Annotated in this window: 25 protein-coding genes; 12 read left to right on the top strand and 13 right to left on the bottom strand. The window is 44.9% G+C overall.

What is annotated here, in order from left to right:
* Positions 1-142: 142 nt before the first annotated feature.
* The gene (locus PLE7327_RS21440; protein ID WP_217523256.1) at positions 143-1,438 is read left to right on the top strand and encodes a serpin family protein; all 1,296 of its coding nucleotides are present in this window, start codon (positions 143-145) and stop codon (positions 1,436-1,438) included.
* A gap of 80 nt (positions 1,439-1,518) precedes the next feature.
* The gene (locus PLE7327_RS21435) at positions 1,519-2,172 is read left to right on the top strand and encodes a DUF3386 domain-containing protein (protein WP_015145858.1); all 654 of its coding nucleotides are present in this window, start codon (positions 1,519-1,521) and stop codon (positions 2,170-2,172) included.
* 172 nt (positions 2,173-2,344) lie between these two features.
* Here the strand turns inward: PLE7327_RS21435 and PLE7327_RS26210 are convergent, their stop codons facing one another.
* The 3 genes from PLE7327_RS26210 to PLE7327_RS21425 form a co-directional block, all read right to left on the bottom strand.
* Positions 2,345-2,467 (bottom strand): hypothetical protein, encoded by a 123-nt coding sequence (locus PLE7327_RS26210; RefSeq protein ID WP_015145857.1) that lies wholly within the window; start codon positions 2,465-2,467, stop codon positions 2,345-2,347.
* Between the two features lie 138 nt (positions 2,468-2,605).
* Entirely contained in the window at positions 2,606-2,890 is a 285-nt protein-coding gene (locus PLE7327_RS21430) for a hypothetical protein (protein ID WP_041392473.1), read from the bottom strand.
* A 119-nt stretch (positions 2,891-3,009) separates the two neighbouring features.
* Positions 3,010-4,047 carry an aldo/keto reductase gene (locus PLE7327_RS21425; RefSeq protein ID WP_015145856.1) on the bottom strand — a complete coding sequence of 346 codons (1,038 nt, stop codon included), beginning with the start codon at positions 4,045-4,047 and terminating at the stop codon, positions 3,010-3,012.
* 226 nt (positions 4,048-4,273) lie between these two features.
* On the opposite strand from PLE7327_RS21425, the gene PLE7327_RS21420 reads away from it, so the two are divergent.
* Positions 4,274-5,662, top strand: a complete 1,389-nt coding sequence (locus tag PLE7327_RS21420) for a serine/threonine-protein kinase (protein ID WP_015145855.1) — start codon at positions 4,274-4,276, stop codon at positions 5,660-5,662.
* 33 nt (positions 5,663-5,695) lie between these two features.
* Positions 5,696-6,430 (top strand): dienelactone hydrolase family protein, encoded by a 735-nt coding sequence (locus tag PLE7327_RS21415; RefSeq protein WP_015145854.1) that lies wholly within the window; start codon positions 5,696-5,698, stop codon positions 6,428-6,430.
* 339 nt (positions 6,431-6,769) lie between these two features.
* Here PLE7327_RS21415 and gloA read toward each other — a convergent pair whose 3' ends face one another.
* From gloA to PLE7327_RS21395, 4 genes are all read right to left on the bottom strand, one after another.
* Positions 6,770-7,204, bottom strand: coding sequence for a lactoylglutathione lyase (gloA, locus tag PLE7327_RS21410; RefSeq protein WP_015145853.1), 435 nt, complete (start codon positions 7,202-7,204; stop codon positions 6,770-6,772).
* A 63-nt stretch (positions 7,205-7,267) separates the two neighbouring features.
* Positions 7,268-7,477 (bottom strand): hypothetical protein, encoded by a 210-nt coding sequence (locus PLE7327_RS21405; protein WP_015145852.1) that lies wholly within the window; start codon positions 7,475-7,477, stop codon positions 7,268-7,270.
* 137 nt (positions 7,478-7,614) lie between these two features.
* Positions 7,615-8,526: an IS982 family transposase gene (locus PLE7327_RS21400; RefSeq protein WP_015143165.1), complete on the bottom strand. Its 912-nt coding sequence runs from the start codon at positions 8,524-8,526 to the stop codon at positions 7,615-7,617.
* A gap of 132 nt (positions 8,527-8,658) precedes the next feature.
* Positions 8,659-9,021: a DUF1640 domain-containing protein gene (locus PLE7327_RS21395; protein ID WP_015145850.1), complete on the bottom strand. Its 363-nt coding sequence runs from the start codon at positions 9,019-9,021 to the stop codon at positions 8,659-8,661.
* A gap of 464 nt (positions 9,022-9,485) precedes the next feature.
* Here PLE7327_RS21395 and PLE7327_RS21390 point away from each other — a divergent pair, with 464 nt between their 5' ends.
* A complete protein-coding gene (locus tag PLE7327_RS21390; protein ID WP_015145849.1) occupies positions 9,486-10,376 on the top strand; it encodes an alpha/beta fold hydrolase in 891 nt (296 codons plus the stop codon).
* A 261-nt stretch (positions 10,377-10,637) separates the two neighbouring features.
* Here PLE7327_RS21390 and ilvC read toward each other — a convergent pair whose 3' ends face one another.
* Complete coding sequence (gene ilvC, locus PLE7327_RS21385; protein WP_015145848.1) at positions 10,638-11,633, bottom strand: ketol-acid reductoisomerase; 996 nt, start codon at positions 11,631-11,633, stop codon at positions 10,638-10,640.
* A 172-nt stretch (positions 11,634-11,805) separates the two neighbouring features.
* Here ilvC and PLE7327_RS21380 point away from each other — a divergent pair, with 172 nt between their 5' ends.
* Positions 11,806-12,807, top strand: coding sequence for a hypothetical protein (locus PLE7327_RS21380; protein ID WP_015145847.1), 1,002 nt, complete (start codon positions 11,806-11,808; stop codon positions 12,805-12,807).
* Between the two features lie 20 nt (positions 12,808-12,827).
* Here the strand turns inward: PLE7327_RS21380 and PLE7327_RS21375 are convergent, their stop codons facing one another.
* Together PLE7327_RS21375 and PLE7327_RS21370 are read right to left on the bottom strand one after the other, a co-directional pair.
* The gene (locus PLE7327_RS21375) at positions 12,828-13,076 is read right to left on the bottom strand and encodes a hypothetical protein (RefSeq protein ID WP_015145846.1); all 249 of its coding nucleotides are present in this window, start codon (positions 13,074-13,076) and stop codon (positions 12,828-12,830) included.
* Between the two features lie 135 nt (positions 13,077-13,211).
* Entirely contained in the window at positions 13,212-14,846 is a 1,635-nt protein-coding gene (locus PLE7327_RS21370) for a biotin/lipoyl-binding protein (RefSeq protein ID WP_015145845.1), read from the bottom strand.
* A gap of 762 nt (positions 14,847-15,608) precedes the next feature.
* Between PLE7327_RS21370 and PLE7327_RS21365 the strand changes: the two genes are divergently transcribed.
* Positions 15,609-16,364, top strand: coding sequence for a hypothetical protein (locus PLE7327_RS21365; RefSeq protein WP_015145844.1), 756 nt, complete (start codon positions 15,609-15,611; stop codon positions 16,362-16,364).
* 539 nt (positions 16,365-16,903) lie between these two features.
* Here PLE7327_RS21365 and PLE7327_RS21360 read toward each other — a convergent pair.
* Positions 16,904-17,341 carry a peroxiredoxin gene (locus PLE7327_RS21360; protein WP_015145843.1) on the bottom strand — a complete coding sequence of 146 codons (438 nt, stop codon included), beginning with the start codon at positions 17,339-17,341 and terminating at the stop codon, positions 16,904-16,906.
* Positions 17,342-17,429: 88 nt separating this feature from the next.
* Between PLE7327_RS21360 and PLE7327_RS21355 the strand changes: the two genes are divergently transcribed.
* Together PLE7327_RS21355 and cobQ are read left to right on the top strand one after the other, a co-directional pair.
* Positions 17,430-17,834, top strand: coding sequence for an Npun_F0494 family protein (locus PLE7327_RS21355; RefSeq protein WP_015145842.1), 405 nt, complete (start codon positions 17,430-17,432; stop codon positions 17,832-17,834).
* A gap of 50 nt (positions 17,835-17,884) precedes the next feature.
* Positions 17,885-19,375 (top strand): cobyric acid synthase CobQ, encoded by a 1,491-nt coding sequence (gene cobQ / locus PLE7327_RS21350; RefSeq protein ID WP_015145841.1) that lies wholly within the window; start codon positions 17,885-17,887, stop codon positions 19,373-19,375.
* Positions 19,376-19,389: 14 nt separating this feature from the next.
* Here cobQ and cysS read toward each other — a convergent pair whose 3' ends face one another.
* A complete protein-coding gene (gene cysS / locus PLE7327_RS21345) occupies positions 19,390-20,844 on the bottom strand; it encodes a cysteine--tRNA ligase (protein ID WP_015145840.1) in 1,455 nt (484 codons plus the stop codon).
* 90 nt (positions 20,845-20,934) lie between these two features.
* Here cysS and PLE7327_RS21340 point away from each other — a divergent pair, with 90 nt between their 5' ends.
* The 3 genes from PLE7327_RS21340 to dtd all read left to right on the top strand — a co-directional run bounded on the left by PLE7327_RS21340 (position 20,935) and on the right by dtd (position 23,551).
* Positions 20,935-21,525 carry a Uma2 family endonuclease gene (locus PLE7327_RS21340; RefSeq protein WP_015145839.1) on the top strand — a complete coding sequence of 197 codons (591 nt, stop codon included), beginning with the start codon at positions 20,935-20,937 and terminating at the stop codon, positions 21,523-21,525.
* Between the two features lie 384 nt (positions 21,526-21,909).
* The gene (locus PLE7327_RS21335; protein WP_015145838.1) at positions 21,910-23,019 is read left to right on the top strand and encodes a GTP-binding protein; all 1,110 of its coding nucleotides are present in this window, start codon (positions 21,910-21,912) and stop codon (positions 23,017-23,019) included.
* Between the two features lie 79 nt (positions 23,020-23,098).
* Complete coding sequence (dtd, locus tag PLE7327_RS21330) at positions 23,099-23,551, top strand: D-aminoacyl-tRNA deacylase (protein WP_015145837.1); 453 nt, start codon at positions 23,099-23,101, stop codon at positions 23,549-23,551.
* A 158-nt stretch (positions 23,552-23,709) separates the two neighbouring features.
* Here the strand turns inward: dtd and PLE7327_RS21325 are convergent, their stop codons facing one another.
* Positions 23,710-26,259, bottom strand: a complete 2,550-nt coding sequence (locus PLE7327_RS21325; RefSeq protein ID WP_015145836.1) for a glycogen/starch/alpha-glucan phosphorylase — start codon at positions 26,257-26,259, stop codon at positions 23,710-23,712.
* Positions 26,260-26,396: the final 137 nt, after the last annotated feature.

Genomic DNA, 26,396 nt, shown 5'->3' with positions numbered 1-26,396 from the left:
TTAGAGATACTCCGCCGTCCCATCGCGTCCTCCTCTAACTTCGTGAATTTTTCGACAAAATGCCAACTTAGGCAAGGTTTGCTAAGGTAGCCTCTCGTCAGAAAGTTACCCCATAGCGTCATTATTGAGATAGCGAACAATATTGCAACTTAAAACCCCCCCGATGAAACAAAAAACGGCGATCGCGACTTGGACGATAACTTTATTAACGTTTTCGATCGGATTGAGTTCCCGCCTAAACAACATGGCTCTAGCTACCCACCCCGATTCCTCCTTCAAATTTAGCGACATGGCCCTAGCCCCCAAGCAAGCCAATCCCAACGGAAAACTGGTCAGTGCCAATACCCAATTTGGCTTTAGGCTATTCTCAGAAATGGTCAAAACCAGTAAAAATCAAAATGTCTTTTTCTCGCCTGCTAGCGTCGCGATCGCTCTATCGATGCTCTACAATGGCGCAAGCGGCGCAACCCAACAGGAAATGTCAACGGCAATGGCTTTGGGTGGGATAGATCTCGGAGCCATTAATGCTGCCAATCAATCTTTACGCGGATCTTTGCAAAACGCCGATACCAAAGTCCAGCTCTCCATCGCCAATTCTCTGTGGGCAAGACAGGGCTTTTCCTTTCGACATCAATTTCTCAAAAACACTCGGCAATTCTACCAGGCACAAGTCACCAACTTAGATTTTGCCAGTCCCGACGCAGTAGGAATCATTAATCTTTGGGTAGAAGAAAGTACGCAAGGCAAAATCGCTCAGATTGTCGATCGCATCAACCCCGACGACGCAATGTTTTTAATTAATGCCATTTATTTCAAAGGTACCTGGACAAAGCCGTTTGATAAAACTCAGACTGCCCAACAGCCGTTTTATCTTTCCGACGGGACATCCAAACAGCATCCCCTGATGTATCGTCAGGGGAATTATCGCTATTACGAAAACCAACAATTTCAAGCAGTTAGCTTGCCCTACGGTAGCGGACGATTGAGCTTGTACGTTTTTCTGCCCAAACAGAACAGTAACTTGAATGCTTTTTTAGGACAGTTAAACGCTCAAAATTGGAATCAATGGCTATCTCAGTTTCAAAATCAAAAAGGAGTAGTAAAAATTCCCCGCTTTAAGCTCGAATACGAAATCGAACTTAAAAATGCTCTGGCTGCTTTAGGGATGAAGACAATGTTCGACGGCACCAAAGCCGAATTTACTGCTCTGACTTCCGAACCGGTGAGGGTCGATCGCGTCAAACACAAAACTTTGGTAGAAGTTAATGAAGAGGGGACTGAAGCTTCGGCTGTCACTTCCGCTGGCATGCAAGTTACCTCGGCCGATCCTAGCAACCCGTTTTCAATGGTTGTCGAACGCCCTTTCTTCTGCGCAATTCGAGACGAGCAAACGGGAACTATTGTATTTATGGGCGCGATCGTCGCTCCAAAAACTTAAAAGAAAAAGTGAAAACTGCTAATAGTTTTTCTAAGTAGCTCGATCGGTCAAACTAGAGATAGTAAAGTAAGGAGAGTCGCATGACTGAAAGAATCGAAGCCCGCGATCTATTTCGCGCCGCCTATGAAAACCGCTATACTTGGGAGAAAAATTTCCCCGGATACACGGCTGATGTCACCTTCAGGCGAGGAGACGAGGTTTTTCGCGGTAAAGTTCGCGTCAATCCAGACTTGAGTGGTGAAGTATTCGAGGTAGCGGACGAACAGGCGAAAAAAGAAATTCACGGACAGTTATGGGAAACCGCCATCCACCGCATCCGCCGAACCTTTGAAGAGACTCATGGCAAAAATACATTTAGCTACGGCGATACCGATGAAACTGGGGCAGTAGAAATTCTGGTTGGCGGGAAGTCGCAAGGCGATCGCTATAAGGTTCGCAATAATGAAGTTTGTCACGTCCATCGCCACATTCACGGGGTTGTCGTGACGATCGATACTTTTAGCAGCCACGATACGGGAGAAGGTTATCTCTCCCATCGCTACGATTCTATCTACCGAGACTCCAAGACGGGCGAAGTCAAAGCGGGACGAAGCGAGTTTGAAGACAATTACGAAAAAATCGGCAAATATTACATCTTGACTAGCCGAGTTATCCAAACCGAAGAAAACGGTCAAACAGTGACCAGAGAATTCGGTTTTTCTAATGTCAAGTTGCTCGAACCTGCCGTAGTATAGTTAAATTTCTGTTTGGCTCCTAAAAAATTGTTAGAGACGCGATCGCTGCGTCTCTTATTTTGCCTCGTTTAATCGCATCAAGAATATAATTAATTGAAGGATAAAATAATTGTCTATCCTTCAATCATAAAGCGATCGTCTTCAATCTACAAAAACTCAACTATTTTTTCGCTTAAATCGTACCAACAGCAGAAAGTGAATAAAGAACTCCTGAAAGTAAAAGAATAAAGGCTAAAACCAGCACTAGAACGACTACTCCTGAAGGAATTGTATCTGTATTAGATTTTTCTGTCATTATTTTTTTCTCCAATAACGATTTAGCCATCGAAAATTTATGATTTGCGAGCCATAGTAAGTTGTTTTGGAGTGAGTGAATTTAAACTTTTATAATACTTAAAAAAATAAGTACTACATAGCAAAAAAACGTAATAATTTATCTAAATTGCATTTGGGAGATTACTCTAACTGTTTCTGTCTTTGCCGTGCTGAAGCCAATAATTCTTTTGCGATTGAGAAGCCAATAATTCTTTTGCGATTTTGTAACTGAGCGATGACATAGTTGCGATCGAGGGATTAATTGTTTTGCTTGTTCGACGTTGGCGATCGATCGCTTCTGTGTAGTTACGATCCATGCCTCTCCTACGATGCGATCGCTAGCAGTACATTTTTCCATCTCGGCACGCAGGATTTTCCAAGCTTTCCGGTTGAGACGCGACATGAACGATACAAAAGAACTCTCTGTTTAGAGTTCCCAAATATCGCCCTGTTATTTAATGGACTTACGCTCTTAGCCAAGAAATTGATTTCTTGGTGAGATTTTAATGTTTACTTTGCTCCCTATAATCGACGATAGTCAATCTTTGCCAGCGATCCAGCAAAAGCGAAATCTTGAACCATCGGACTCTTCAAGAAATCATGGGGGAAACCGAGTTCGATCTCGCTGACTTCATCCAACCGTTGCATCTGTTCTGGACTCAATTGAAAATCCAGACAAGCCAGGTTATCTTGGATCTGAGAAACCTTGCGCGAACCGATGATAGGAATGATGTCGCCAGGTTGTTGCCGCAGCCAGTTGAGAGCCACTTGAGCGGGCGATCGTCCTAGTTCGTTAGCGATGCTGACAACTGTTTCTGCAATTTTCAAATCCCGTTCGCTAATTTTAAACATTGGATCGCTGAGTCGTCCGGTTTCTCCAGACTCATCGGCAGGACGATTGTATTTACCTGTCAAAACGCCTCCACCAAGGGGACTCCATGCCGTCACTCCGATATCGAAGGCACGCGCCATCGGCAGTAAATCTCGCTCTGGCGTGCGTTCTCTCAAGGAATATTCGATCTGCAAACCGACAAAAGGAGTCCAACCGCGCAGCGTGGCAATGGTGTTAGCTTGGGAAATAATCCAAGCAGGCGTGTCGGAAACGCCGATGTAGAGAACTTTTCCGGCTCTGACTAAATCGTCAAACGCTCGCATGACTTCTTCAACGGGCGTGGTAAAATCCCAAGCGTGCAGCCATAGCAAGTCGATGTATTCCATCCTCAGACGCTTCAAACTAGCTTCGACTGACTGCACCATATTTTTCCGGTGGTTGCCACCTGCATTAACTTCGCCTTGTCCGGTATTAAGGGAATATTTTGTCGCGACGACCCACTTTTCTCGGTCAGCAGCAACGAATTCGCCGACATATTTTTCACTCGTGCCATTGGTATATAAATTGGCAGTGTCAAGGAAATTTCCACCTGCTTCAGCAAAGAGATCGAAGATTTTGCGACTCTCGTCGTAGGAACCTCCCCATCCCCAGTCTTCACCAAAAGTCATGGTTCCCAAACAAAGTTCAGAAACTCGCAGTCCGCTGTGACCTAGCAGTTTGTAGCGCATTGTCATTCACCTCGTGGAGCGATCGCTTTTATTGTACAAAGCAATATGCGAACTCTATATAGATAAGCTATCTTTATAGTCCTTGCTTTAAAATAGTATTGCAATGGAGTGCGATCGCGTTTAATCAATTTTTTTCATGGGAAAAATAAATGTGGTTAGTAATTAGTAGGTAGTAGGCTACTAACCACTAACTTAAATTTACAGAAATACACCTAGGAGTCAAACTATGATCGGTCAAATAATCAGCGATCGCTACGAAATTCAGAAACAATTGGGCAAAAAAGCTGGAAGACAAACTTTTTTGGCTCGCGATTTACAAACTCAAGAGTTAGTTGTCATTAAACTCCTAACCTTTGGCGAAGATTTTGAATGGAAACATCTCGAACTTTTTGAAAGAGAAGCACAAACCCTCCGCAATCTTTCTCACCCTGCTATCCCTCGTTATTTAAACCATTTTGATGTTAATTTGCCAAACTTTAAAGGATTTGCTTTAGTTCAAACTTATATCGATGCCAAATCCTTAGAAGAACAGCTTAATTCGGGACGAACTTTTAATCAAGAAGAAGTTAAAGAATTAGCAAAATCTTTATTAGAGATTCTCATTTATTTACACGGACAAAATCCTCCTGTCATTCACCGAGATATTAAGCCTAGTAATATTTTATTGACTAATCGTTCGGGGCATAGCGTCGGTCAAGTTTATTTAGTTGATTTTGGAGCCGTACAAACGCTTGCTGCAAGAGAAGGGGCAACGATGACTTTAGTAGGAACTTATGGCTATATGCCACCAGAGCAATTTGGCGGGCGTGCCGTTCCTGCTTCCGATCTTTATAGTTTAGGAGCAACATTAATTTATCTATTTACAGGCACTCCTCCTGCCGATTTACCGCAAAAAGATTTACGGATTGAATTTGAAAAATTTACTAATCTAAGTCCTGCTTTAAGGAATTGGTTGCGGCGAATGACCGAACCAAGTTTAGAAAGACGTTTTCAATCGGCAGAGCAAGCTTTGCAAGCTTTAGAAGCCCTAGAAAGCTCTCAGCTAGTTCCCCTGACTCCCTCAGAAATTAGCCAACCTTTTGGAAGTAAAATTATACTGTATAAGGATAGTGAAAAATTTGAATTAATCGTTCCAGCAGAAGGATTTCATCCAGGATTAGTATTTCTAGGAGCATTCGCGATCGCCTGGAATTCATTCATTTTTTTCTGGACATCTATGGCACTCACAGCCCCATCTCCAGGCAATCTATTTTTTGCTTTATTTTCTCTTCCTTTTTGGGCAGCGGGTATCAGTATGATCCTTAAAATTCTCTTTAGTTTATTTGGACGAAATATACTCCATATCGATCGCGAAAAAATTTCTCTGGCAAAAGAGCTTTTTGGTTTTAGATATCGGCAATCTCGTTCTTTTCCACGCCAAGCTATTAACAAATTGCAGCGGACAAATCTTTCGTACACAAAAGACTCAGATGGCGATCGCGTTAGCATTCCCCCATCTCTGATTATTTGGGCAGGAACCCAGAAATATCGACTGGATTTTCCTTTATCCGAACCGGAATTGGACTGGATTGCTTATGAATTGAGCGATTGGTTAGGTTTGCCGATTAGTAATTAATTAAAATATAGTTTGGAGAAACCGAGATTGACAATGTTGGAAATTCAAACCGAGCGCGTACAAATCAAAAATGAGGATCTAGCCATCGATGCCTATCTCGCTACCCCACAAGGCGAAGGTACCTTTCCTGCCGTAGTCGTCATTCAAGAAATATTCGGAGTTAACGATCATATCCGCGATATTACCCGACGATTTGCTAAAGAAGGGTACGTTGCGATCGCGCCTGCCATCTATCAGCGTCAAGCACCCGGTTTTGAAACGGGATATACCGAAAAAGACATCGAAATCGGCAGAGTCTACAAAAATCAAACCAAAGCTTCAGAATTGCTGAACGATATCCAAGCCGCAATCGACTATCTTTACACCTTACCCCAAGTCAAGCGTACTGGCGTTGGCTGCATCGGCTTTTGCTTTGGGGGACACGTTGCCTATTTAGCAGCAACCTTAGCCGATATTAAAGCAACAGCCTCCTTTTATGGCGCAGGAATTACCACTTGGTCGCCTGGAGACGGAGAACCTACCGTAACCCGAACGCCAGAGATTAAAGGAACGATCTATGCTTTCTTCGGCATGGAAGATGCTAGCATTCCCATCGAAGAGGTAGACAAAATCGAAGCCGCATTACAAAAATACAATATTCCCCACCGCGTCTTTCGCTATCCTGGAGCCGATCATGGCTTTTTCTGCGACCAGCGGGCAAGCTACAACCAACAAGCAGCAGAAGATGCTTGGAAACAAGTCTTAGAGTTGTTTAGCACTACCCTCTAGGAGAGTAGGAACGCGAAAACTCCCTCAGGATTTAAATCTCAAGTGAGCTATGAGGGAATGAATTTTCTTGCGCGATCGCAAAAGTTATTGCCTATAAGACTAAATGATTACTAGGTAAAACTTTAAGCATCAACGCCTAGAACTTTAGTTCTAGGCTCAAAGCTCAACTCGATTAAAATCGACTGAAATTCCGATCGGGTCTTCTCTAGAAGACTTTTTCGCTCGGCCAGGAAATTAATGACAACAGCAGTTGTTGAGAATGGTGCAAGATCGCAGTTAAAATTGACTTAAACGCTTATCCAGTCGTCTTTAGACGACTTTAGATATGGGGCGGCGATTTCAATCGCTGACTGGCGAACTCAATGCTTCTTGCTGTTGAGCCGAACCTTGGGTGCCTAATTGAATTAGCTCGATCTTATAACCATTAGGGTCTTCTACAAAGGCAATTACCGTCGAACCATGTTTCATCGGACCGGGTTCCCGCGTCACTTTACCGCCACGCTCTTTAATTTTCTCGCAGGTTGCGTAAATATCATCAACTCCGATCGCGATATGACCGTAAGCATTCCCCAGGTCATACTTATCAACTCCCCAGTTATAGGTCAATTCGATGACCGCAGTGTCTGCTTCGTCGCCGTACCCCACAAAAGCTAAGGTAAACTGTCCGCCTGGATAGTCTTTCTGACGCAGCAATTTCATCCCCAGAACGTCGCAATAGAACTTTAGGGACTCTTCTAGGTTGCCAACGCGCAACATGGTGTGTAGAACTCGCATGAGTCGATCTTTAGCTCCTTAGCGTGTGTCTTCTCTTCTCCCTATTTTGACAAACCCGTCGCCTTACTTGCTAAAAACCTGTTGAATCGCTTGCGGAAGGTCAATGATTTGTTGCCAAAGTTCTTGGGGAGCGATCCCAAAGGCTAGCTGTAAAATCAGAACGACGATCGCAATAGAAAATGCCGTACCGATACTGGCTTTCAATACCTTAACCAACCAGGTAAATATCAGCCAACTAACGATAAGGGCAGCAATGAGAATAATTAACTGCATTCACTATAAATTCGCTCGTTTAAAAGTTGCCCTCTGCTCGGCAGTATAGCCAGTAAAAGAGCAAACGGCAACTAAATCGACTTCTACACCCATTCCCGACCTAATACTATTTCTAAAAAAACGTGAGTTCGATAAGGTTAAAAGACGGCAGGAGGAAGGGCTGGTAAGCCTGAGGGTTCTAAATCGAGAGAAGGTTTTTTGGGTAGGTAAGTGTAAGCTATCAATCCAGCTAAGAGATTGACTAGAAAATTCCAAACACTTCGGTGTCTCGAATGCTCGATTTGAGAAATGTTCTTGAGTTGGTCATTGACGGTTTCAATCAAGGCTCGTTTACGCAACAAAATTTTGTCGATTAACCGCACTAACTGCTGTTTCATCTTTTTCTTGCGTCGTGTAATCAGTTCGAGTCCTCGCTGGTAAAGTTGCTCAAATAGCTCTTGAGAAATATAACCGCGATCGCCAAATAACTTACCAATCAGATCTTGAGTTAAGTCAGGTACAGGCTTACGGTCGTCAGTATTACCTGGGGTTAACTTAAAAGCCAGCAACTCGCCTCGTTGGTTAATAATTAGGTGCAGCTTAAACCCATAGTGCCAACCGACAGAGTTTTTGCCCCAGCCCACCAAACCTTCAAACACACGATGGCTCTTGGAACGGCAAGGATGACATACCTCGATTGGGGTCGAATCAATGAATGAAATGCCAGTTACTTCTCCTCGACGGGTCTGTACAAAGTAGCACAACAGCATCAACGACCAAGGCATCAATTCCACAAAACGAGTATAACTGACCAGATGAGGAAAAGCTTTGCGCCAGCCCGGTAGAACTTGTCGTAGGTAAAATTCTTTGAAGGTACGATAGCCAGAGCCATGAAAAGCAATCACAATCGTCATTACTTCACTCAAGCTTAAACGAGAGCGACACAATCGTTCCCCACTCTGAGCCGTCAATAGAGGGATTGAAAGCCAATGTCGTTCAAAAGTTTGATAGAAGTCGTCTACCTCACAAAATATTTGAGTAATATCGAGACGAGATACAATATCTGTCATAGCTGAGATGTCTATAGAGTAAGCATTTTGAGTTTACATCTCAGCTTTTCTTTTGCCTAGATTTTTCCGTCGAACTCACGTTAAAAAAGAACGCTACAGACGATCGGTGAATCGTCGCTTGCTCAGGCGCGACTAAGGATTGCCGACCAAACCGAATAATTTGGCAAAACCGCCGAGTATGGCAAGAATAAGCCCGACAAAAATCCCACGATTGATAAATTCGGTTGAATCTAACCTTTTGCTCAATCCGTCTGTTTTTTCGCTTAAAGCTTTGATTTGTCCCGATAACTTTTCATCCAATGCTTTTATTTGTCCTGACAATTTTTCTTCACTCGCTTTGGCATTGCCCTTAGTCGTAGCCAGCTCGAGCTTAATGTCACTGACATCTTTTTGTAGATTGTCAATCTTTTGCTCTAGCTTTGAATCTAATTTATCTAGCTTAGAGTCGATCCTAGCTAGGACTTCTTTTAAGTCTTGTTCGACGGTTACTGACATTTGTTACACTCAAGCTTAGGTGAAAAATTTCATAAGAAAGTCCATCCCATTATTTGCTCCTCTTATAGCCGTCACTATCGCCGCTTAGTCCCAAAACTGCTCGGTGTTCTAGAGTTTTGTTGCAATATGAAATTAGCGTCCTTCAAGCTCTCAGAGAGCGACTGCGTTGTAAAGAAATCTGGGTCGTAGGAGCTAACTGCTATCGTAACCCAGATGATGGCTTGCTTGCTGACTTTGAACAATAACGAGAGGTTTACCATCATACTTTCCAGCTTGACCCGATAAATTGAGTGTTACGGGAGAACTGTCGGTAAAAACGATCGTATTATTGCTCTCTTGACCCCTAATGCCATCTCTACCATTACTGCTCTTTTCTATCGACAGATAGCATCCCCCGTGAATTCTTGTATCATCAAAGAGAGTTTAAGAAACTTAACAGTCAATCGGTCAATTCAAAATTCAAAATGCAAACGATCGCTCAACACCTATCACCTACTGCTTTTGAAAAGCTGACTTGGATTTGGGAAGGAAACAAAATTCGATATACTGTCATGGGAGACGGACAGCCATTGCTGCTGATTCATGGCTTTGGTGCCTCTATCGGACATTGGCGGAAAAATCTTCCCGTCCTCGCTGAGGCAGGTTATCGCGTATTTGCCCTCGATTTATTAGGATTTGGGGGTTCGGATAAACCAGCACGAGAATATACGGTAGAACTTTGGGGACAACAAATTCGAGATTTTTGGGAAGCGCACATCCAAGAACCGACGGTATTAGTAGGAAACTCTATTGGCGGTTTGCTCTGTTTGCAGGTCATGGCAGAATATCCAGAAATTGCAGCAGGTGGCGTGTTAATTAATAGTGCGGGAGGACTCAATCACCGTCCAGACGAATTAAATCCTCCCTTGCGATTGGTGATGGGAATTTTTACAAAGCTAGTGAGTTCGCCGCTGACGGGCAAGTTTATTTTTGACAATATTCGTCAAAAACATCGCATTCGCAACACTCTGTTCCAAGTCTATAGCGATCGCGCGGCAGTAACAGACGAACTGGTAGATATGCTCTACGAACCCTCGTGCGACCCCGGCGCTCAACAGGTGTTTGCTGCCGTTTTAACTGCACCTGCGGGTCCGACTCCAAGAGAATTATTGCCACGGGTGCAGCAGCCTCTACTGGTGTTGTGGGGAGAAAACGATCCCTGGACTCCCATCTCAGGCGCAAAAATTTACCAAGAATTCGCTCAAAATGGAGGTGATGTAGAAGTTTACCCCATTGCGAATGCAGGTCACTGTCCTCAAGATGAAAAGCCTGAAATAGTCAATCAAGCGATCTTGCAGTGGCTTTCTCGTAGATGATATGGCAATCCTAGATGATTAGTCCTTTGTCATTAGTCATTAGTCATCTGTCATTAGAATTGGGAGAAAGGGGAAAAGCAATGCAGGGGAAAAGGGTAAATTTCGCTTGGGGTAAAGGGAAAAGGGATGCATGCTGAATCCTCATACTCCTTTCCCCCTTCCCTTTTTCCCTTGTCCCTAAAATAATTTGTCATTAGTCATTGGTACAAAAGACAAAGGACAAAAGGGGATGAGCTTACCAATTCCCAATCGCCAATTCAATTATTTTTCTCTGAGCCAACTGAACATAGCACGCAAGTCTCTACCGACTTCTTCGATAGGATGTTCGGCTTCTTGGCGGCGCATGGCGGTAAATCCCGGTTTGCCTGCTTGATTTTCTAAGACGAATTCGCGGGCAAACTGACCGGATTGAATTTCTTGTAAGATTTTCCGCATTTCGGCGCGGGTTTCGTCGGTGATGATACGAGAACCTCTGGTATAATCGCCGTACTCTGCGGTATTGGAAATGCTATCGCGCATTTTTGCCAAACCGCCTTCGACAATCAGATCGACAATCAGTTTGACTTCATGAAGACATTCAAAATAGGCTAATTCCGGTTGATAGCCAGCAGCGACGAGAGTTTCAAATCCGGCTTTAATTAAAGCCGTCAAGCCGCCGCATAGAACTGCTTGCTCGCCAAATAAATCGGTTTCGGTTTCTTCTCGGAAGGTAGTTTCGAGAATGCCCGCACGGGTGCCGCCGATTCCTTTAGCATATGCCATAGCGCGATCGCGAGCTTGACCGGAAGCATCTTGATAAACGGCAAACAAACAAGGAACGCCTTCTCCTTGTTCGTAAGTGCGCCGTACCAGATGTCCGGGTCCTTTCGGCGCAACCATCACCACGTCTACTCCCGGTGGCGGAACGATTTGCCCAAAATGAATATTAAAGCCGTGAGCAAATAACAAGACTTTGCCGTCAGTTAAATAAGGTTCGATTTCTTGTTTGTAAATCGTTTTCTGCACCTCATCGGGCAGCAAAATCATAATATAGTCAGCCGATGAAGCTGCGTGAGCGACATTATAAACCGTTAATCCTTCAGCTTCAGCTTTTTTGGCGGATTTACTGCCGGCATACAGCCCCACGATGACGTTCATGCCGCTATCTCTGAGATTGAGGGCGTGGGCGTGACCTTGAGAACCGTAGCCGATAATCGCGATCGTTTTCCCAGCAAGTAGGTCTAAATTGGCATCTTCGTCGTAATACATCCGAGGCATGAGGCTGTCTCCTTCTTCTAAGTATTGTCGTCCTGCAAACTCATAATCTTACCTTAAATTCGAGCCATTTGCCGCAGATGGACTCCAACTTATACATATATAACGGTGACTGCCCAGTCGCGTCGATGTCAAGAGAAAATAATAATAGCAGCACTACGGAAGCATCGCACCAATGAACCAACAAAGCCTCAAAGCTTATCTGAATTTGATTCAAGAGCTGCTAAATTGTCCTAAAGGAGAAGAGTGGACGCTACTACAGCAACATGAAGACCTGGTAAATCCCGAATTGTTGCAGGTCATGGAACAAGTCTCTTCCCAACTGACAGCAGAGGGCAACTCGCAAGCAGCTAAATTTTTGCGCCATTGGGAGGCACAATTAGCCCACGTCCTATCGCAAGCTGCTCGTCCCCAAAACCTTGACGAGAAGACTCAAGCCTATCTCCAGCTCATTCAGGCGCTACTTAATTGTCCCAAGGGAATGGAAGCAGAGCTTTTGGCAGCTAACAAAGAGTTAATCGATCCTGAGTTAGTGAAGGTGATGAAACAAGTCGCCGCTCAGATGGCAGCCAGAGGAGAACAGGAAACCGCTCATTTTTTGGGAAATCTGGCAGCAGAACTGAGTCGGGATTTAAAACAAGTCGGTGCTTTTCAGCCTTCCCAAGAGCAAGAAATCCAAGAAACGACTCCGAGAGCTAGCGAGCAATCTCAGCAGCTTGAGAAACTTAAGGAATTATTGTCGCAGTTGAAGGCTAACTTAGCGATTAAAGAACCGATTCACCCGGAAAAGGTCGTTCCACCTCCACCCAAGCCGGATGCTATGCTTGGGCTTGAAGCTAAACTGTCTTCCCCCCCACTCGACACGACGCTTGCCCAGCAAATAGATGCTCGCCTGGCCGCGATCGCGGAGTCACTAGCGAAACTGGGTGAAATCTTGACCGCTCGCTTTCAACCCGCCGATCCTCTCTGGTACATGAGCGTATTAGAACGCGCCCATAGTTCTAACTGGATCTTGACGACTGAAGAGGTAGAGCGATTGATCGGCGTAAAACCCCACTGTCAGCCCAGTCAAAATTCTTATCAGCGAGGCTGCTGGATTTTCGTTAAAGTTGGCAAAGAGGGCGCACAGACAGCGTGGCGCGTTATGAAAGAGGATATGCCCGTTCCGTCAACTTAGATCTACAAATTTCAGATTGATTAGGTAAATACGCTTTCTTGCTTTAATTCCTCTTCTATTTCTTTCACGGACAAAGGGAGTTTGGATTTATCGCGATCGCTCGCTACTACCTCAAATATAGACAGATCTCGCTTTCCCAGCTGGATTATCTCTAACAGCAGGTGATTGACTGCCCAATCGCTGATGGAATAGTTGGTTGCGCCATCAGCTACTTGTTGCAGATAATAACTGAGTAATTCTCGCCGCTCTCGCATTGTCAGTCTTGCCATCTCTTTCACCCCCTTGCGGAAGTTAGAGCAGTTTAAGGTTTATATTTCCGTGACATACCTTTATCTTAAAATTTTTTCTGTAGCGAAAATTACCTATTTTTTCACGAACTTCTACAGGTTTTCAATAGAATCCAACTAAAGGCGATTGGTTGGTAAAAGCTTCTGCCAGATTGCCTCTCCCAGCGTTTGCTTCTTGTTGATTTTAATCGTAACGGTTGCAGAAATTCCCGATCGCGAAGACATCTTCTGAGGCTCCACTGCCAAAGCTTGTCGCTCTAAACCGATTTTTGCGGGAATGCCATAAAAATGATGGACAGCATCGGGTGGCAAGGCATCCGAACCAACAGCAAGTACCTGTCCTCGAAGGTTTCCCAACTGGCTAAAAGAAGACGCATCAATTTTTATCTCTGCTGGCATCCCGTCTTGAATGAAATCGATATTTTCTTTGGGAATTATGACTTCAACGACTAAATATTGTCCGTCTGACTTTAATTTGAAGAGGGTTTTCTCGTCGTCTGGCTGAGAACCGAAGCCGAGAGCGGCTTTGAGTGCAAATACTTTTCCGTCTGCCGGAGCTTTCAGGATATATGAATTTGAGGTAGGCTTAACGCGAGCGATCTGGCGCTCTAGTTCGGCAATCTGCCGCTCGTTTTCTGTGACGATCTTGGTAAGCTGACTGTCGATTTCGGCAATCTGCTTTTTATTGTCTGTAATTTGTTTTTGATAATCGATCGCTGGCTTTTGGCTCTCGTTGCTCATGGCAACCGACACATTGGCTAATTGCTTTCTTGCCTGTTCGAGCGACAATTGCAAGCGTTGTTGTTCCATACGCAATCGTTCTAGCTCGTCTGCACTCGAACGAACTGCTTGTCCCTGCTCGCTGGATTCAACGCGAGCGATCGCTCCCTCGCTCACTAAGGCTTGAATTTGAGCGAGCCTTTGCCGAGCGGCAATTAAGCGCTCTTGCGCCTGTTGTTGCTGCGATTGATTTTGCTCTAATTGCTCTTGCAGTTGTCTGACGGCTAGCTCGGCTAGCACTTTTTGGGGATTGACTTGCGGCGCTTGGGGATTTTCTGCACTGTCTGTCGGGGGTTCGAGCGTCTGAGCTCGATACTGCTGATTGGCTGCTATCAGTGCCGTGCGATTTCTTACTAAAAAGGCAGCTTCTCTAGGAAGTTTCAGACCCAAGATCGCGCCTTCTACTTGAGCCATCTCAATCGATTGCTCGATCGCGCGACGATAGAATCGATTCTGTTGCACGAGCAACTGGCGCTCGGTTTCTAGGGATTTGAGTTTCTTGTAGGAAGTTAACGAGTCAAACGCTACCAATGGCTGTCCCTTCTTAACTCGGTCTCCTTCTTTGACAAAAACCGCTTTGACTACCTTATTTTCGGGAACTTGCATTTCTTTAATCGTTTCGCGAGTCATTAGCTGACCCGTGGCAGAGATCGCTTGTTCGACTTGAAGCTCGTGAGCGAGCGTTGCCCATGCTGTGCTCAGGGTGGCAATGCTGACTAGCGTCCAGACGATTATCCTCAAGCTATCGAACGATCGTCGTTGCGAATCCTTCGACCCTACTTGCTCTGCTTCTCGTTTCCGGTTTTTGGAAGCGCGTCGTTCGCTATCGTCGGTTTCAAAAGTTTCCTGGGTTGTTGCTTCTTCCCATGCAGTTTTGCTGTCGTCTGGTCTCCCGTTTTTTCCATCGACTACCAGCAGGCGTTTTTTGAACCGATTATTAGCGCTGGGTGGTTTGTCATTCGATGAGTTCATGATTGGTTATTGTAAAGGAGTCAGGAGGGTTATGCTAGCGTCTGACGATTATGATAGCTTGTAGAGTCCTCCGCGATCGTTGGCGATCGTAAATAATAATCTTCGCTCGTCGCTTCATGTTTGCGATCGCGTCTGCCAATGTTCGATACTATGTATAAATTGTGTTTTTTTATGTTGATTTTTAATCGAGCCTGTTGCGGTCGAGCAACTCATTCTAGGTCTGGCTCGAACAAACCTTTTATTTTAAAAAACAACTCTAAGAATTGCAAATTTACTAAATAGGGTCTGCCCGATTCTGCTATGCTCTAATCGATTTTTTTACTTTTTGTTTTTAGGTTGACATTGACGAATTTCTGTCTTAAAGTCGATTGGCGATGCCAAAAAGAACAAACTTAAACATCAAAAAAACAATCAAAAAGATTGTCATAGAACGAAGAGTTATGTTGAAGTATGTATGTTATTAAATTGCTGACATTTTAAGGATTCGCTCTCATTGCTTTAGAGAGAAGAAGCAAATTTTCCTCGGCATAGGACTTGCTAATCACAAAGTTGTCGCTCGGTCAAGGGTTTTTTGAGAAAAATCGTTAGAAAAAAATGATTGATTTAGTTGGAAAATTTACCAATCGCTAGATGGTTTATGGCATATTTAATGAGAAAGATTAAGGAGATAGACGATTCATTCGAGCGATTCGCACGAGGCAAAGCTATTTTAGCTATAGATTTTCCGGTAATTTGTGTTGTCAAGTAGCAAGGAGAGAATGCATGGAATCTTCGGTAGCGAATTTACTGCAACAGACTGGTTTAAGTCAAAACTCATTAACCGATAAAGTAGAAATCCATTTAGTAGATAAGAATGATATTTTCTACAAGAAAGGACGGCTTCTGGCAGAAGAAGTATATCGTAAAGTCTGGAATACCGAGCATTTAATCGATGGCAATGACTATGCAGTCGTCGTTTCGCGCCAAGGTTCCGTAGTTGGCAACATGAATGTCCAACTCAGATCTGAGCAAAAATCCCTCAAGAGCGAAACTTTCTTTGGTAGAGAGCACTGGCAAGATTATTTTTTTGGTGCTCCTACTAACGTAGCCGAGCTTTCTGCTCTAGCGCTCGACCAAGAATTACCCTCCGAAATTAGACGACCAATCATGATGATGCTTATTTTGGGGACGCAGATATTAAGTCGAGCTTTAGACATTCAGTTTTACGTGACGATTCAGCACGAGTTTCTGATGCGTATTTTGACTAAAAGCTTACAGCTACCTTTTTTTCGCAATGAAAGCTTGACCAGACCGCAAGGAAAGTTGCCTAATGACAATTACTGGAATAGAGAAGAATTACCAAGACTCTACTATTTAGATACGAAAGACGGCAACGCAATTAATACTTGCGCTTCATTTTTTTGTTACTTACATGTATCAGGAATTCAAACGACATTTCTGCCTCGGATAAAGAAAAATAATATGTCTTTCTCCGCTTTTCGGAAAAATTGGTATCTAGAGCAAGCAATTTTTAATTAATTCATTAATTCATCGAATCCCGATTGGACTTGCCTACTTAACCTTACTAAATAATACTTAAGTAGCCGACGCGATCGCTCGATGAGAACGCCAATCGATCTATTTTCCAGCCAATAAGACTTTGAGCGGGATATAAAAGGTCGAGGTTTATTGATTATGAGCAAGTGTTAGAGAGATTTTTGGTGTCTCTATATCTAAATTTTTTATAATTTAAATCTTTATATAAAACCAATCTATATCTAAATTTTTCTTATTGGCTTGCTGTTAATCTGGATTCTTGTATTGTCTAATATTGTCTAAGTAGTCTTCTACTATACTATATTCTATTATGCCCTAGCTCAAAGCTCTGCTGTGTAAAGCTTTGATGAAGTTTTCCGAACCATGAGTTATGGGAATCTTCAACCTCGGAAAAACTCATCGCTATAGATGCAGGGAAAAGCGGAGCAACTTTCCCCTTACCTGAATAAAAGCAAGAAGTCTGATTTCTTATTTAATAGTAGGGCGCAGTTTTGTGCGCCCTACTATTAAGTTAAGTCTAACTACAAGCCAGCGGCTGCAAGAATATCTTGGGCGTGGGTGTCAGTTTTCACTTTCTCATCAACATAAGTAATCTTGCCGTCGCCATCGATAATATAGGTGACGCGCTTGGAGTAGCCACCCCCATCGACATCGTAAGCTTTAGTGATTGTGCCATCGCTATCGACCAGCAACTGGAACGGCAGCCCGTATTTCTCTTTAAACATTTTGTGGGAAGCTTGGTCGTCCATGCTGACACCTAGTACTACCATGTCTTTGCCTTGATATTGTTCGTAGTTGTCCCGGAAGCTTTGCGCTTCTTTGGTGCAACCAGGCGTATCGTCTTTAGGATAGAAATAGAGAACTACCACTTTACCTTTGAAATCAGACAGGGAAACCGTTTTCCCCTCGTCGTCAATAGTGGTAAAGTTGGGTGCCATCGTGCCAACTGATAGAGCCATAATTTTTCTTCCTCAACTCAAGTCGATTAGTTTAGATCGTAAAACTTTACAATATCTTCAACAACAAGCAGATAGTTAAAAATCTCAAATGACATCTACTAGAGAAATTCAATCCATCTCATATACAAATCCTACGTTCAAGCGGGCGGAACGGGCGTTGTGCTGTTCTACCTTTAAATTGGCTTTGTTTGTCGCCATGCAAAATCAAAGCGTACCCCTTAGCGCGATCGCGCTTCCAAGTGGCGTGCGGCGGGGATATACTCAAAAACCGCTTTCAGAAAGACGCGCCGAAAGAGATCTCATGTGGCTGATCGATGTGGGTTTGCTGCGACGGGAAGTAGACGGTCAAGGCATTACGGATAGTTTTCGCCTCACGCCGCTAGGACGGCAACTGACGGACAAATGGCAAAAACAGGGCGGGATTTTACCGCAACCTTCCTGGATAGATCGTCTCATCGATACCTTTAATCGCTGGTTGCGCCTACCTTTCTGAAGACTAAATTCAAGGGTACTATAGATTGAGGTAGATTCGAGCGCGATCTAATGAAAGCGATTATGGTGGTGGGGACGACCTCCCATGCAGGAAAATCATTCCTGACGGCAGCTTTATGCCGAATTCTCTCTCGACGAGGTTGGCACGTAGCACCCTTTAAAGGGCAAAACATGGCACTGAATGCCTACGTAACGCCAACAGGCGGAGAAATCGGCTATGCTCAAGCGGTACAAGCTTGGGCAGCGGGAACGACCCCAAGAGTAGAAATGAACCCAATCTTGCTCAAACCGCAAGGAAATATGACTTCCCAAGTGATTATGATGGGCAAAGCCGCGGGAAAAACCACTGCCGCAGAGTACTACGAAAATTACTTCGAGCGGGGCTGGGAAGCCATTACCAGCGCTTTGGCTAAGTTAAGCGCAGAATATGACTTGCTGATATGCGAAGGGGCAGGAAGCCCAGCAGAAATCAATCTCAAACACCGCGATCTGACCAACATGCGAGTAGCCAAGCATTTAAACGCGCCGACCTTATTGGTAGTGGATATCGATCGCGGCGGCGCTTTTGCCCATGTCGTCGGCACGCTTGAATTACTAGAACCCGAAGAACGCGCTTTAATCAAAGGAATTGTCATTAATAAATTTCGCGGGATTAAATCGCTCTTAGATCCTGGCATCAGCTGGCTGGAAAAACGGACGCAGATTCCTGTTATTGGCGTTATTCCCTGGAGGGAGGCGATGTTTCCGGCAGAAGATTCGCTAGATTTGTTGGAGAGACGTTCCTATAAGCAGAATTCAGAAGTCAAAATCGCGATCGTTCGCCTGCCTCGCATTTCCAACTTTACCGATTTCGATCCCTTGGATGCCGAACCGACGGTTTCGATTAAATACGTCAATCTTCAGGAACCGTTAGGACATCCAGATGCAGTGATTATTCCCGGTTCCAAGACGACGATTACCGACCTAATGGCTCTGTGCGAAAGCGGCATGGCAGATAAAATCCGAGATTATGCCGATGCAGGCGGGATCGTTTTGGGAATTTGTGGCGGTTTTCAAATGCTGGGGCAATCGGTGTTCGATCCAGAACGAGTTGAGAGCGATGAGGACGAATATCCAGGATTGAATCTCTTGCCAGTCGAGACCATTATTTCCCGCGATAAAACTGCCCGCCAGCGACAAGCGGTATCTAACTATCCCCAGTCGGGTTTGCCGATTGTGGGCTATGAAATTCATCAGGGAATGACGCGGATAGTCGAACCCGCTAAGAAATCGACAAAGCCCAGTTACTACCCGTTATTTAACGATTCCAACCTGGGAATGGTTAATGAATCCCAATCGATCTGGGGATGCTATCTTCATGGTTTGTTTGACAATGGACCTTGGCGACGTGCCTGGTTGAATTATCTCAGACAGCGACGAGGACTATATTCCCTGCCGACTGGCATTGCTAACTATCGGGAACAGAGAGAAGCGATCCTCGACGCAATCGCCGATTTGGTTGACGAACACCTCAATTTAACCCCACTGATGTCCGAACGATAGCGATTGCGTTTTGGTTACTGACGATGCCAACGGGTTACGCCGCCTGGTTGGTCGATAAGAACGATGCCTTGGGCTTTTAATTGGTCGCGAATGCGATCGCTTTCCGCCCAATTCTTGGCTTTTCGCGCTTCGGCACGTTTTTGGATCAGGTCTTCGATCTCGGCATCGCTTAAACCGCCTGTAGCCTCCTGTTCGATTGCTTCGGCTTCTAGTCCCAGAACCTGCGCCAATTCCACCAGAGTCCGCCACTGTTGCTCTAACTCCTGCGGTGGCGTTTCTGTTTTGCCCTCATGGACGAGCAAATTGCCTTCCTTGACTAACTTTTTAGTAATTTCAAATAAAACCGCTAATCCACCGGCAAAATTGAAGTCATTATCGACGGCTTCCTGAAAACGCTGTTCTAGGAGATTTTGAATTTTGGACTGGGAATTCTCTTGGATTGGATCCCAACCCAATTGCTCTCCATAGCGATGTCCAAATAGCAAACCTTCCCTAAGCGTATGCCAGCCATTAGTTGCTGCTTCTAAGGCTTCGTCAGTGAAATCGAGGGGTTTGCGGTAATGCGCCTGCAAAATAAATAAGCGCACTGCCATTGGTTCGACTCTCTCTAGTAAATCGCGGATGGTAATGAAATTGCCCAGCGATTTAGACATCTTTTCGCCTTCCACCTTGACCATGCCGTTATGCATCCAATAACGTGCCAGCGGTTTTCCAGTTACTGCTTCAGATTGAGCAATTTCATTTTCGTGGTGCGGAAAAATCAGATCGCTTCCACCAACGTGGATATCGATAGTTTCGCCGAGTTTCTCCCGCACCATCGCCGAACATTCGATGTGCCATCCCGGACGACCTTTGCCCCAAGGAGAATCCCAAGACGGTTCTCCTGGTTTAGCAGCTTTCCAGAGAGCAAAATCAGCGGGATTTTTCTTTTTCTGGTTTTCAGGATCTTCGAGATCCACTCGTCCGCTTGCTCCGGCTTGTAAATCTTCTAATTTGCGTCCTGAGAGCTTACCGTAGGAGGGAAATCGGCAGACGCAATAATATACGTCTCCATTAGTTCGATAGGCATAACCTTTCTGCTCCAACTCACAGACGAGTCGCTCAATTCCATCAATTGTATGCGTCGCGCGGGGATAGTCATCAGCTTTCTTGACTTTTAGCCGTTCCATATCCTCGAAATATGCCTGAATGAAGCGTTCTGAGACTTCTTCCATCGAGATTCCTTCTTGTCTGGCTCGATTGAGAATTTTGTCGTCAATATCGGTAAAATTCTGAACGTACTTGACTTCATAGCCTCGCCATTCCAAATAACGGCGCACCACATCCCAGACGATACAAGTCCGCGCGTGACCCAAGTGGCAGTAGTCATAAACCGTGATGCCGCAGCAATACATCCGCACCTTTCCAGGTTCTAGCGGTTCAAAGGGTTCTTCGCGACGGGTAAGCGTATTGTAAAGCTTTAAAGTCATGGGATTGTAGATAGATTCAGATTCAAGCCAATAAGCAATAATAGGGTATAAAGAGTAACCCTGCCGCGATCTTATCCTAAACCAATGACAATGGAAGACACCGGAACTCTACATTTGCCCGTGCCTTTGGAATTAACGATTCAATTAACAGACGAACAATTTTTTCAGCTTTGTCACAACAACCGGGATTTAAGATTCGAGCGCACGGCGACGGGAGAATTAATTATTATGCCACCGACGGGGGGAACCACGGGCGATCGCAATGCTGAGTTAACTTATCAACTAAGAGCGTGGAGCCGTCAAAATAATCTTGGTAAATCTTTCGACTCTTCTACTGGTTTTAAACTTCCCAATGGTTCGAATAGAAGTCCCGATGCTTCTTGGTTGGCAATAGAACGGTGGAATGCATTAACTCGCGAACAACAGGAAACATTCGTTCCTTTGTGTCCCGATTTTGTCGTTGAATTACGCTCTCCTAGCGATGTTTTAACAAAACTCCAAGCCAAAATGCAAGAATACATGGAAAATGGGGCTAGATTGGGTTGGTTAATCGACCCCCAAAGGAAAGTTGTAGAAATTTATCGCCCCAATCGAGAGGTAGAAATTTTGCGATCGCCTCGATTTTTATCTGGCGAGGATGTTTTACCGGGTTTTATTTTAGAGTTATCGGAAATTTTATAACTTTACTTTGGAGCGATTATTAATATTTTTTACTACTTGTTACTGCTGAAATTAATAAGAAAAGAAGACTAAAAGCGATCGCTGCTTCTTCGGCCCATTTAATTCTCCAAAATTTATACCAACGAGAAAAGCTTTCTAAAATATTAAGAATTGATTCGGTGATAAACTAAAGATTTTTTAGAAAGCTTCCCAAGCAAGCGTTTTAGGAATCGAGCGTAGAGAGATCGCTCTTTGTGCGAAACTTGTAACCCAATAATTCAGGAATGGCTCGAAGCGATCGCGAGGGATGAGCAATAATAGGGAAAGGAAGGCAAATCAATCTACAGCCCTTCTCTAGTTTCAGAAAAGCTTACTCGATTTTGACGTTTTCCAAGCGGGACTATTATGCAAACAGTCGATAATCAGCCAGGTACCTCTAAGGTCATGGATGCCCCGAAACATGGCTTACCCGTAACTATCATTACTGGCTTCTTAGGGAGTGGCAAAACAACCCTTCTCAATCATATTCTGACCAACGAGCAAGGACTCAAGACCGCAGTTCTCGTCAATGAATTTGGCGAAATTGGCATCGATAATGAACTGATCGTCTCCACTGAAGACAATATGGTGGCACTCAACAACGGTTGTGTATGCTGCACCATCAACGAAGATTTAGTACAAGCAGTCTACCAAGTTCTAGAACGTCCAGAGAAAATAGATTATCTAGTAGTAGAAACAACGGGTTTAGCCGATCCCTTACCCGTTGCCCTAACCTTTTTGGGAACGGAATTGCGAGAGATGACGCGATTGGATTCTATCATCACTATGGTAGACTGCGCGAATTTTAGTCTTGACTTGTTCGACAGCCAAGCTGCCTACAGTCAAATTGCCTACGGGGATGTTATTATTCTCAACAAAACCGACTTAGTGGACGAAGCTGACGTAGACGCTTTAGAAATAAGAATTAGAGATATCCTCAAAGAGGTTCACAAACATAAAGGGGCGAGAATTCTGCGCACGCAAAAAGCAAAAGTTCCTTTACCTCTGATTCTTAGCGTTGGACTATTTGAGTCGGATAGGTATTTTAATCCGTCAGAAGCTAAGCACGAGCACCATCACGACCACGACCATCACGATTGCAGTCACGATCGCGACCACAACCACGAACACCATCATCATTACTCCAATCACCTGGAAAATGATGGCTTTACTTCTTTGTCGTTTGAGAGCGACAAACCCTTGGCAATTCGGAAGTTTCAGTATTTCTTAGACAATCAATTGCCAGAAAACGTTTTCCGCGCCAAAGGAATTCTCTGGTTTGAGGAAAGTCCCAAGCGTCACATTTTCCATTTAAGCGGCGAGCGATTCACCCTTGAAGACGACGATTGGAAAGGACAACCGAAAAATCAGTTAGTTCTCATCGGTCAAAATCTAGACCACGAGAAATTACGCGAGCAAATCGAAAATTGTCTCTGTATGCCTCCTACCAGTCGCGGTCAAGGGTTTGGGAAATAGTTATTGTTGTTAGCGGTTAGTTGTTAGTGGTAAAGATCGAATAACCACTAACAAACAACTAAGAACCAATAACCAAACTATGCGCGTTGTCATCCAGCGAGTTAAATCGTCTCAAGTTACGGTTAATGGAGAGATTGTCGGCCAGATCGGACGGGGATTAAACCTATTGGTTGGGATTGCCCCCACCGATACAGAGGCTGAACTCGACTGGATGGCACGCAAATGTTTGGAATTGAGATTGTTTCCAGACGGCGAAAACGGGGATCGCTGGGAAAAATCGGTACGAGAGATCGAGGGCGAACTTTTGGTAGTAAGTCAGTTTACCCTTTATGGAGATTGTCGCAAAGGTCGTCGCCCATCTTTTAGCAATTCGGCTTCTGGGCAACAAGCAGAAGATTTATACAAGCAATTTGTCTCTAAATTAAGAAGCAGCGGCTTGCGAGTGGAAACGGGGAAGTTTGGCGCAATGATGCAGGTTAGCATCGAAAATGACGGTCCCGTGACGTTGTTATTAGAGCGAGAAGCTTCTTGAAAGTTATAAGTGGGTAGGCAGAGACTTGAATACATGTAGTGCGAGCATCTTGCTCGCGCGAGCGGGATGTTCGCACTACTGGATAAACGCCCACAATATTGGTAGGGGCAGGTTTGAAAACCTGCCCCTACGAGTTTTAGCGATCGCGCCTCTTCTCCTTACACAGGTTGATGATAGGGTTCCAGAGCGATCCGAACGGGTTTTACGTCCCAAATTTCCTTGCAATATTCCCAAATGGTGCGATCGCTAGAAAACTTGCCCATGCGTGCTGCATTGAGAATAGACATGCGCGTCCATTTTTCCCGATCGCGGTAAGCTTGGCTCACTTGCTCCTGACAGTCGATGTAAGCTTGATAGTCGGCTAGGAGCATGTACTGGTCGTCGTAGAGCAGCGAGTCTACGATCGGTTTGAACAGCTCGCGATCGCCGTGACTAAAATAGCCATTAGCAATGCGATCGAGGACGGCTTTGAGATCGGCGTTATTTTCATAGTAATGCATCGGGCTATACCCCTTAGATTTGAGTTCGTAGACTTGTTCGGCTGTCAAACCAAAGAGGAAGAAATTTTCCGATCCCGCCTCTTGGCGGATCTCGATATTGGCTCCATCGAGCGTCCCAATCGTCAGAGCACCGTTCATAGCAAATTTCATGTTACCAGTACCCGACGCTTCCTTGCCTGCCGTAGAAATTTGCTCGGACAAATCTGCTGACGGATAAATTCGCTGCCCCAAAGAAACGCTAAAGTTGGGCAAGAAGACCACTTTCAGGCGACCGCGCACGTCTGGATCTTTGTTGACGACTTCGGCGACCGAGTTGATCAGCTTGATAATCAACTTTGCCATAAAGTAGCCTGGAGCTGCCTTCCCGCCAAAAATAAACGTCCGAGGCAAGACATCGATACTGGGATTTTGCTTGATGCGGTTGTAGAGGCTAATCACGTGCAGCACGGCTAAATGCTGGCGCTTGTACTCGTGGATGCGCTTGACCTGCACGTCAAAGAGCGAATCGATCTCTACCTCGACACCTCTGTGCTTGAGGATATAAGCAGCCAGATCGCGCTTGTTTTCCTGCTTAATTTCTCGCCAGCGCCGACAAAAGTCAGAATCGTCTGCGAACTCCTCTAGCTTTCTAAGTTCGTCGAGATTTTTGAGCCAGCCATTGTCGATTTTCTCGGCAATTAGCTTAGCCAACTTGGGGTTGCTGAGCAAGATCCAACGACGCGGGGTAACGCCGTTCGTTTTGTTATAGAACTTTTCGGGCCAGAGTTTGGCAAAATCTTTGAGAGTGTCTTTTTTAAGAAGTTCCGTATGCAGTGCGGCAACGCCATTAATAGCATGGCTGCCCACGCAGGCTAAATGAGCCATGCGAATCTGCTTGTGGTATCCTTCCTCAATCAGAGAGAGGCGACTGACCAGTTCGTCGTCGCCGGGGAACCAGGTTCGCACGTCTTCGAGAAAACGATGGTTGATTTCGTAGATGATTTCTAGGTGTCTGGGGAGGAGTTTGGCAAACAGACTCACCGACCAGCGCTCTAGGGCTTCTGGCATGAGAGTATGGTTGGTGTAGGCAAAAGTTTTTTGGGTGATTTTCCAAGCCGTATCCCAATAGTAGCCATATTTATCGACTAGGAGTCGCATGAATTCTGCGATCGCGACGGCTGGGTGAGTATCGTTGAGTTGGATGGAAAATTTCTCGTGGAAATTGTCCAAATTTTTATTGCTACGCAAGTGCAAGCGAACGAGATCTTGTAGCGATGCCGAGACGAAGAAATATTGCTGTGCCAAGCGAAGTTCTCGTCCGGCTGGGGTATTATCGTTGGGATAGAGAACTTTCGAGATCGTCTCCGCGTCTATTTTCTCTGCCACGGCGCGATCGTAGTGTCCGGCATTGAATGCATCGAAGTCGAAGTCTTGGCTTGCCTCAGCTTTCCACAAGCGCAGGGGATTGACGGTATTGGTATTGTATCCCGGTACGGGAGTATCGTGGGGAATGGCGATAATGGTGCGATCGGGAATCCAAACTACTTTAGCATATCCTCGTTCGTCGTGAAAAACCTCGGTATGTCCGCCTAACATTACCTCGACGGTATCGTCGGGACGGGCAATTTCCCAGGGGTTACCAAAACGCAGCCAGTTATCGGGGACTTCTACTTGCCAGCCATCTTGAATCTTCTGGTGAAAGATGCCGAATTCGTAGCGAATGCCATAGCCAATCGCAGGAATTTCTAAGGAGGCAAGAGAATCCAAAAAACACGCTGCCAGTCTTCCTAACCCGCCATTCCCCAAGCCGGGGTCGGGTTCTTGTTCGAGTATTTCATCGAGGTCGATCCCCAAATCTTCCATCATCTGGCGCACTTTGTCATAGATCCCCAGATTGATCAGATTGTTACCCAGGTGACGACCCATCAGAAACTCTGCTGAGAGATAGCAAACCAATTTAGACTGGTTTTTCTTGTAAGTTTCTAATGTTTTCAGAAAGCGGTGCAAGAGCCTGTCTCGCACTGTATAAGCAAGTGCGACATAATAATCGTAGAGTGTTGCTTCAGTCCGACCGATTCCTTGTAAGTAAAAAAGATTGTCGAGAAAAGCCCGTTTGAGAGTCTCCAGGCTCATCCCGGTGCGATCGTCTTCCACCTGAATTTTGATCGCCTCTACAGGATTAACCGATACGCTATCCGTCTTTAAAATGTCAGTTTTTTCCATAGTCATTAGTTCTCAAACGTTTCTCGTGCGCCATCTTAATTAAAGATTAGAATATAATCGCAAGCATAAGCGATAAAGGGTCGGTTTGCCGTTCATCCTTTACCCTTTTTTTAGATCGAATTGTTTGCCGCCTGAGTTAGTGT

This window comes from Pleurocapsa sp. PCC 7327 (genome assembly GCF_000317025.1).
GTDB lineage: Bacteria > Cyanobacteriota > Cyanobacteriia > Cyanobacteriales > Microcystaceae > Hydrococcus.
The sequence above is the reverse complement of the archived record's forward strand: the minus strand, read 5'-3'. Positions and strand labels throughout refer to the sequence as shown.